Origin of the sequence: Campylobacter troglodytis (genome assembly GCF_006864425.1) — a bacterium.
Classification (GTDB): Bacteria; Campylobacterota; Campylobacteria; order Campylobacterales; family Campylobacteraceae; genus Campylobacter_D; species Campylobacter_D troglodytis.
In genome coordinates this window covers 1-1,948 of record NZ_QHLI01000129.1, presented here as the reverse complement: position 1 = coordinate 1,948, position 1,948 = coordinate 1, and the positions used below count along the sequence as shown (strand labels likewise).

Here is a 1,948-nt window from a genome sequence, read left to right as displayed (position 1 = left end):
GGCGAGATCGAAATAGCTGAGAGTTATTTCGGTGCAAAACGTGTTCGTGGCAAGCGTGGACGTGGGGCTGGTAAGAAAACACCAGTTTTTTACTTCGTGCTACACACTCGTAACTCTGCGAGAAGATATGCTAAAACGAAATGGGCAAGTTTATACTCAGATTGTAAAAGCTTGCTCTGCTAGCGAGCTATTACCTATAATAAGGAATTTGAGTGATATGAGCAAGACAGAATTTTATAGTGATTGCTTGGCTATTTATGATGGTTTAGTTGATTTTTTACTTCGTGCTACGCACTCGTAACTTTGCAAGAAGGAGCAAAGTTATAGAGTAAGACATAGGGAAAATGAGTTTGCAAAAGGCACAAATCACATAAATGCAATTGAGAATTTCTGGGGCTTTGCCAAGCATAGATTAAGCAAATTTAAAGGAATTAAAAAAGAAAATTTTGTCCTTCATTTAAAGGAAACAGAATTAAGACGAAAATTTTGAGACAAAATATTTATCAAAATTTATTAAAGTTGATAAGAAAAAATCTGCTTAAGTTGTCTTGAGCCAAAAATTATTTTGCAGTGTTTAATTATGGCACATATAGCAGTTGCCTCGCCTCCTTTTAGCGAAGCCCTTGCTGTAACAAATCTTACACAATCATCTATTCTGGCAGAATGGGGGCTACAATACTGTCTACAATATGACAAGGAAAATTTATTTAATCCCATAGAAGAAAATAATTTATTTCAATTACGCAAAGATGTGGCTCAGGGTAGGTTGGATTTGCAACAATATTTTGATAAACATCACAAATATTTGCCAAACACCACAGCAACTCATCGCTTTAAAGTTTGTATGATTATATACAAGTTAGAAAAATATAATTTAGAAATAAAACGCATAGTTAAAAAATATTGCAAGGACTGTGAGTGAAAGTGCATAAATTTAGTATAAATTTATGTGACTTTAAAGAGTGCGTAAAATAAGTGAATTTTTGTTAAAATTCACTTGTAAAATTTGAAGATGAGAAAGGCAAAGATGTCAAAGAGCAAACCCTACACCCTACAAACAAGTTTAAAGCCAAATAGAATTTACAGTTGCTTTGGCATAAAAATAAGGGTTAAAGAAGAGGTGGATACTTTTAGCAAGAAACTTTGAAATTTATATAAGGGGTATAAATTTATAGCTTAGCTCATTAAAATTTTGAAGTTTGTTTAAAAATCACAAGGATTTAAAAGCTCAAAGCAAGGATATAAATTTAAAAGATTTAGAAAAAAGAGCAAGGGAAAAACAACAAAAGACACGCCTTTGCTATAATCAACACTCACAAGAACTAAGCATATTTTGTTACAATCAACTTTAAACAAGCAGATCAAAATTAGACCGTAACACTATAACCATAAGGACAAATTTAAGTGAAGATCTCATAAATCAGACAAAAGAAAGTGTTTATAAATCAAGCAAAAGAAGGCTTAATCAAGCCTTTCTTTTTGAATTTATCAAGGCTCAAGACAACTTAAGCGGATTTTGGCTTATCAACTTTAATAAATTTTGATAAATATTTTGTCTCAAAATTTTCGTCTTAATTCTGTTTCCTTTAAATGAAGGACAAAATTTTCCTTTTTAATTCCTTTAAATTTGCTTAATCTATGCTTGGCAAAGCCCCAGAAATTCTCAATTGCATTTATGTGATTTGTGCCTTTTGCAAACTCATTTTCCCTGTGTCTTACTCTATAACTTTGCTCCTTCTTGCAAAGTTACGAGTGCGTAGCACGAAGTAAAAAATCAACTAAACCATCATAAATAGCCAAGCAATCACTATAAAATTCTGTCTTGCTCATATCATTCAAATTCCTTATTATAGGTAATAGCTCGCTAGCAGAGCAAGCTTTTACAATCTGAGTATAAACTTGCCCATTTCGTTTTAGCATATCTTCTCGCAGAGTTACGAGTGTGTAA

At 32.3% G+C, this 1,948-nt stretch carries 1 protein-coding gene and 2 pseudogenes; 2 read left to right on the top strand and 1 reads right to left on the bottom strand.

Annotation, left to right across the window (positions count from 1 at the left end):
• Positions 1-552, top strand: a pseudogene (locus DMC01_RS12315) (IS1595 family transposase); the annotation flags it as partial.
• A 28-nt stretch (positions 553-580) separates the two neighbouring features.
• Entirely contained in the window at positions 581-922 is a 342-nt protein-coding gene (locus DMC01_RS12310; RefSeq protein ID WP_142694477.1) for a hypothetical protein, read from the top strand.
• 573 nt (positions 923-1,495) lie between these two features.
• Here the strand turns inward: DMC01_RS12310 and DMC01_RS15520 are convergent.
• A pseudogene (locus tag DMC01_RS15520) lies at positions 1,496-1,948 on the bottom strand (hypothetical protein); the annotation flags it as partial.

Bases quoted from the DNA above. Each gene is read 5' to 3' on its own strand.
- DMC01_RS12310 (WP_142694477.1), top strand. From the start codon at position 581: ATGGCACATATAGCAGTTGCCTCGCCTCCTTTTAGCGAAGCCCTTGCT.